The organism is Protofrankia sp. CiP1_Cm_nod4 (genome assembly GCF_982290645.1).
In genome coordinates this window covers 6,294-12,377 of sequence record NZ_CEVIVC010000105.1, presented here as the reverse complement: position 1 = coordinate 12,377, position 6,084 = coordinate 6,294, and the positions used below count along the sequence as shown (strand labels likewise).

General features: G+C 73.3%; 7 protein-coding genes. 5 read left to right on the top strand and 2 right to left on the bottom strand.

The window, feature by feature from the left end:
* Positions 1–226 precede the first annotated feature (226 nt).
* Together AC5LSR_RS17775 and AC5LSR_RS17770 are read right to left on the bottom strand one after the other, a co-directional pair.
* Positions 227–1,249 carry a GAF and ANTAR domain-containing protein gene (locus AC5LSR_RS17775; RefSeq protein ID WP_493465304.1) on the bottom strand — a complete coding sequence of 341 codons (1,023 nt, stop codon included), beginning with the start codon at positions 1,247–1,249 and terminating at the stop codon, positions 227–229.
* Positions 1,250–1,465: 216 nt separating this feature from the next.
* On the bottom strand, positions 1,466–1,705 hold the full coding sequence (locus AC5LSR_RS17770) for a mycoredoxin (RefSeq protein WP_250287546.1): 240 nt from the start codon (positions 1,703–1,705) through the stop codon (positions 1,466–1,468).
* Between the two features lie 116 nt (positions 1,706–1,821).
* Between AC5LSR_RS17770 and AC5LSR_RS17765 the strand changes: the two genes are divergently transcribed.
* From AC5LSR_RS17765 to AC5LSR_RS17745, 5 genes are all read left to right on the top strand, one after another.
* Complete coding sequence (locus tag AC5LSR_RS17765; protein ID WP_493465305.1) at positions 1,822–4,065, top strand: ATP-dependent DNA helicase UvrD2; 2,244 nt, start codon at positions 1,822–1,824, stop codon at positions 4,063–4,065.
* Between the two features lie 248 nt (positions 4,066–4,313).
* On the top strand, positions 4,314–4,577 hold the full coding sequence (locus tag AC5LSR_RS17760; RefSeq protein ID WP_250286637.1) for a hypothetical protein: 264 nt from the start codon (positions 4,314–4,316) through the stop codon (positions 4,575–4,577).
* 289 nt (positions 4,578–4,866) lie between these two features.
* Positions 4,867–5,142, top strand: coding sequence for a WhiB family transcriptional regulator (locus tag AC5LSR_RS17755; RefSeq protein ID WP_250286639.1), 276 nt, complete (start codon positions 4,867–4,869; stop codon positions 5,140–5,142).
* Positions 5,143–5,318: 176 nt separating this feature from the next.
* Positions 5,319–5,612: a type II toxin-antitoxin system Phd/YefM family antitoxin gene (locus AC5LSR_RS17750; RefSeq protein ID WP_493468697.1), complete on the top strand. Its 294-nt coding sequence runs from the start codon at positions 5,319–5,321 to the stop codon at positions 5,610–5,612.
* Positions 5,609–6,040 carry a PIN domain-containing protein gene (locus AC5LSR_RS17745; protein ID WP_250286643.1) on the top strand — a complete coding sequence of 144 codons (432 nt, stop codon included), beginning with the start codon at positions 5,609–5,611 and terminating at the stop codon, positions 6,038–6,040. Before AC5LSR_RS17750 ends, AC5LSR_RS17745 begins: the two co-directional genes overlap by 4 nt.
* Positions 6,041–6,084: the final 44 nt, after the last annotated feature.

The following is a 6,084-nucleotide window of genomic DNA, read 5'->3' as shown; positions in this document are numbered from 1 at the left end:
TCCGGACCGGCTGGCGGTGGCCGTCCGGCCGGCTCGTGGCCGGGCCGCTCGGCGCGGCGTGGCACGGCCGGCCCTGTCCGGCCCGGTTTCGCCTGGTGGCCTGGCACGGCCGGCCCGGAAGCGGCCCACAGCGCCCCGAGGAGCCGTTCGCGACGGCGGCTGATGGCCGCTTCCCCCTGCCCCGGCCGGCCGCAGCCGCCTTGTGGCCGGCGCTGGGGCAGGAGGGTCAGCGGCGGGACGGGTTGGCCCGCGGCGGTGCCGGCCGGGGAGTGCCGCCACGGCCGGCCAGCTCCCCGGGCAGGACCGTGCGCGGGTCGGAGACCGACTCGACCACCTGCCGGGCGAGGTCGTGCACGCGCCGTCCCATGCCGCGGGCGGTCCGCCGCAGCCGCTCGAACGCCTCCCTGGGCCGCAGCCGGTGACGCTCGGCCAGCACGCCTATCGCCTGTTCGACGATGACCCGGGACGCGAGCGCGTGCTCCAGCTGTACCACCGACAGCCGCAGCTGCTCGATCTCGGTGAGCTCGTGATCGGGACGCCGGGGCCGGCCGGGCGGAGCGAGGTCCTCGGCGAGCAGGTCGGCGAGCACCATCGCGGAGAGCAGGTCACCGACCGGCCGGACCTCGCCTGCTGGCCCTTCCACGATCCATCCGATCGTGGCCCTGCGCAGGCGCAGTTCGGAACGGCCGCCGGGCGCCGGCCCGCCGGGCGCGGCTTCGGCCGCGGGGCCCCGGACGCCCGGCCCGCCCCCGGCCGCTCCCGGGCGCGCGGGCCGGGTCGCGCCACCGCCTGACGGCGCGGCCGGAGCTGGCGCCGCCGGCGGCTTGCGCCGTTCGGTCTCGTCACGTTCGGCCGTCTCGTCACGTTCGGCCGTCTCGTCACGCTCGGCCGTCTCGTCACGCTCGGCCGTGCCGACGACGACGCCCAGAGCGTCAGCGATGCCCCGCAGCAGCGTGACCGCGGACGTGGGGACGGTGACGTGCTGCCGGTCGAGCCCGACGAGCAGACCGTGTAACCGCCCATCGTCGCCCACCACCGGCATGGCGACATAGCTGCGGACTCCCAGGCGCGACGGCTCGTCCGTCCCCGCGAACGCGGGGTCGTTGCCGACGCCCGCCAGCGTGACGGGCGCGCCGTCGAGCACCCTCGCGCTGACGGTCTCGCTCCGGGGCAGCGTCAGACCCGCGTCGAGGCCGGGCATGGTCCCCGCCGTCCGCTGGTAGGTCGCGGTCGAGCCCGACAGGACCACGAAGCCTGTCGCTTCCATCCCATGGATGGCGCCCGCGGCCTGCAGTGCGGCATCGACCGCGCTCCACGTACGTGCTGAAGGTACTGACGACACAGCCCGAACTCTCCCACAAACTTCACGGGCAGTGACGGAGACCGTCCCTCGATCAAGCTCTACGGGCTCAAGTCGGCGCGCAGCCGCTGCTCTGCTGCTGCTATCTGTCGCTCTGAGTATCCGTTATGCGGCAGAAGAGGTCTTCTCCGTGACCTGGCGCAGGCTCGGGTTCGTCAGCGCGGTGCCATCCTCGAAGACGACGGTGGGCACGGTTGCGTTGCCGTTGTTGATAGCTCGGACGATCTGTTCAGCCTGTGGGTTCTGCTCGATGTCGACCGTTTCGTACGGGATGCCGGCCTGGTCGAGCTGACGCTTGAGGCGGGTGCAGTAGCCGCACCACGACGTGGTGTAGATCGTCGGCACGAACGGTCCCTTCGGTAGCGGTGACAGAACAAATCTTCACAACCGCGGCGCGGCCCGGTCGCTTCCCGTCGGTGGCGGCGGCTACCGTTCCTCCCATGGCGCGTGCGACTCCTCCCATGGCGCGTGCGACCGTCGACGACCCGGCGCGGGACGCGCCGTTCCCGGGCGGTGCGGGCGTGTCCGGGCAGTGGCTGGTCGACGCGCTCGACCCGGAGCAGCGCCAGGCGGTGCTCGCCCCGGTCGGCCCGGTCTGCGTGCTGGCCGGCGCGGGCACGGGCAAGACGCGGGCGATCACGCATCGGATCGGCCACCTGGTGGCGTCGGGCACCGTCCCTCCCGGCCAGGTACTTGCTGTGACCTTCACCACGCGCGCGGCCGGGGAACTGCGCGGCCGGCTGCGCACACTCGGCGCGGACGGCGTCCAGGCGCGCACCTTCCATGCGGCCGCGCTGCGGCAGCTCGGCTACTTCTGGCCCAGGATCGCCGGGGCCGCGCTGCCCAGGCTCGTCGAGAGCAGGATCGCGCTGGTGGGCCGGGCGGCGAGCCGGGCCGGCCTGACACCGGGCCGGACCGAGCTCCGGGACCTCACCGCCGAGATCGAGTGGGCCAAGGCCACCCTGCTCACCCCCGAGCAGTACCCGGCGGCCGCCGCCGCGGCCGGGCGCGAGACGGCGCACCCGCCCGAGGTGGCCGCCCGGCTGTACACCGCCTACGAGCAGGCCAAGCGGGAGGCGGGCGTGCTCGACTTCGACGACCTGCTGCTGCTGACCGCCGCCGTGATCGAGGAGCACGGCTGGGTCGCCGAGGAGCTGCGCTCCCGCTACCGCCACTTCGTGGTGGACGAGTACCAGGACGTCAACCCGCTGCAGCAGCGCCTGCTCGACGCCTGGCTCGGCGAGCGGGACAGCATCTGCGTGGTCGGTGACGCCAACCAGACCATCTACTCGTTCACCGGGGCGTCCCCCCGCTACCTGCTGGACTTCCCCCGGCGCTTCCCCGAGGCCCAGGTGGTCCGTCTCGTGCGGGACTACCGCTCCACCCCGCAGGTGGTCGGGCTGGCCAACCGGCTGGTCGGGAGGGCCGGCACCGCCGGCCCTCCCGGCGCGCGGGACACGGCGGGCGGGCCAGGGACGCACGGTGCGGCGGGGACCGTGCTCGCGGTGTCCCGGCACGAGCCGCCGCGGCTGGTCGCGCAACGCCCGGACGGCCCGGCCCCGACGTTCACCGAGTTCGACAGCGAGCCCGAGGAGGCGGCCGCGGCCGCCCGCCGCATCCGCGCGCTGTTGGGCGCCGGCGTGCCCGCCAGCGAGATCGCCGTGCTGTACCGGGTCAACGCCCAGTCCGAGGCGTACGAGACCGCGATCGCCGCCGCCGGCATCCCGTACCTGGTCCGCGGCGGTGAGCGGTTCTTCGAGCGGCCGGAGGTCGCCGAGGCCGTCCAGCTGTTGCGGGCGGCCGCGCGGTCGGCCGACACCGACCGGCCGGCGGGGCTGGTGGCCGAGGTCACGGAGGTCTTCGCCGCGCTGGGCTGGCGCGGCGACGACCCGCCGAACGGCTCGGGCGCGCAGCGGGAGCGCTGGGAGAACCTGGCCGCGCTCGTGCGCCTCGCCGAGGCCCTGGCGGCCGCCGATCCGGGCGCCACCCTCGACCACTTCGTCGCCGATCTCGCCGACCGGGCCGCCCACCAGCACATCCCCACCGTCGAGGGGGTCACGCTCGCGTCCCTGCACGCGGCCAAGGGCCTGGAGTGGGACGCGGTCTTCCTGGTCGGCCTGGCCGAGGGGACGCTGCCTATCGTCCACGCGCAGACCCCGGCGCAGGTCGAGGAGGAGCGGCGCCTGCTCTACGTCGGCGTCACCCGGGCGCGCGAGCGGCTGGCGCTGTCGTGGGCGCTCGCCCGCCACGAGGGCGGCCGCAGGTCCCGCCGGCCGTCGCGCTTCCTCGACGGTCTGGCGCCCCGTCCGGCGGCGTCGGCGGGCAGACCGGCGGGTGGGCCGGCGCGCCCGGGAGCGGACGGCGCCGATGCCCAGCGCGCCCGTGGCCGCTCCGCGGTGCGCTGCCGGGTGTGCCAGCGTCCCCTGGTGGGCCAGGCCGCCCGGACGGGCCGGTGCGACAGCTGCCCGGCCAACATCGACCAGGCGCTCTTCGAGCGGCTGCGGGCCTGGCGCTCCGCCCGGGCCAGGGAGCAGAGCGCGCCGGCCTTCGTGGTGTTCACCGACGCGACGCTGATGGCGATCGCCGAGCACCGGCCCACGTCCGTCGCCGAGCTGGTGGGCATCCCCGGGATCGGCCAGGCCAAGCTCGACCGCTACGGCGAGGACGTGCTTGCCCTGATGGACGGGCGGGAACCACCCGGTTGACGTCCCGCCGTTCGCCGGCAGTACCCCCGGGCCCCCAGGACTGTGACGATCGTGACACCTTCAGTCGCGGTATCGGTCAGCCGTGGCACCAGTCATACTGATTGCGTAGAGTGCTCGTTCGGAAGCGCGAAAAATAGGTTGCGACCGCCGCGGCCGGCTTCTACGGTGCTGATGAGCGCTGAGCGTGCCTGACCTGCGCCCGGCCTGAGAACGCCAAGCCCGGCCCGAACGCGATGGAGGTGGTCCCCATGAGGATGGTGGGGATCGTCGCCGCGTTCGTGTGGCGGGTGTACCCGCCCGGCCTGCGTGGTGTGGTCCGTCCGGTCGCGGCTGTTCCCCTCGGGAGCGCACCCGCCGCCTCCACGGCCGCCCGTGGGTTCGCCGACGATCCGCGCCGGATCCGCGTAGCCGCCGCGCATCACGCCCTGGCCGCGAACGCCCGCGCCCAGGCATCGACGATGCGCAAGGCGCTGTCCGTCCCGGGTCCGTCCCGAGGTCTGCTCCTGGCCTGACCGGCCGCCCGAGCGCCGACCAGGGCCGCGGATCCCCGACGGGAACCGCGGCCCTGAGTGTTTTTCGGCCCGATCCGCCGAATCAGCCGAGCCGACCGGATCAGCCGAATCGCCGAATCGCCGAACCAGCCGAATCGCCGAACCAGCCGAACCAGCCGGATCAGCCGAATTGCCGAACCAACGAATGCCTGGAGCGACATTGACCGAACCAGCTGTCCCGGTCGAACCGCCCCCGACCGGTTTCCTGATCGATTCCCTTCCTGCTCCTTCAGTGCCGGAGGTGACACCGGTGTTCGACCCCTCGATCGTCGCCCGGATCGAGCGGGACCAGCTGGCGCTGCCCTGCTGGGACGTCGACCCGGACCTGTTCTTCGCGGAGTCCCCCGAGGACGTCGAATCCGCGAAGGCGGTCTGCGTCGACTGTCCGCTGCGGCACGCCTGCCTGGCCGCCGCCCTCGACCGGTGCGAGCCCTGGGGCGTGTGGGGTGGCGAGCTCGTTGCCACGGGCGCCGTCGTCCCGCGCAAGCGTCCCCGCGGCCGCCCCCGCAAGAACGTCGCCGCCTGACGACCGCGGCCCGCATCCCACGGCGGGTGTCACGGGCTGCCACCGGACCGGTCTCGTCCCTCCGATGGCAGCCCGTGACCCGGTGGCAGTCTTGAGAGCCGTCCGCTAACGGCCGTTGATGGCCGCGTCGCGACGTCACCGGAGAAGTGGCCACAAATTTGTGATACATATGGGTTATGGCGATCACTGGTGATCATGTGGTGGGCCTACGGGAGCTTCGCCACAACACCAGCGAGGTGCTGGCCCGGGTCCGGCGTGGTGAGACCGTCGACGTGACCGAGTACGGCCGGCTGATCGCCCGCATCGTGCCCGCCGAGGAGCGGGAACCGGCCCCGGTCATGACGCGGCTGGTCGAGTCCGGCAGAGCCCGGCTGGCGGTACGGCCCGGATACCGGCCGAGGATGCGGCCAGGCGACGGCGGCCGCCTCGGTGAGACGCTCGCGGCGCTACGCGCCGAGGAAACGTGGTGAGCCTTTACTACGTGGACACCTCGGCCGCCATCAAGCTCCTCGCCGAGGAGACGCACTCCCTGGCGTTCGCGGCATTTTATGACAGTAATTCCAGTGCTTCGTGGGTGAGTTCCGCGTTGCTCCGTATCGAGGTCATGCGATCGGTCAGCCGGGTTCTGCCGGTGATGATTCCGGATGCGCGTGAGCTGCTGCTGGCCTTCGACTACATTTCCATCGACGACGACATCGTCGAGGCTGCGATGAACGGACCGGACCGGATGTCGCGTTCACTGGATGCCATCCATCTGGCGACCGCACGGGTCCTCGGCCGGGAACTCGACGCGTTCGTCACCTACGACGACCGGCTCGCCGCGGCCGCCGTTGACGCCGGATTCAGCCTGCTCAGCCCGCGGGACTCACCAGCAGCCGACACCGCCCCCCGGGCGTAGAGGCGTTCGGCCGGTCGCTGTCGACACAGCCGCGGCGTGTGGAC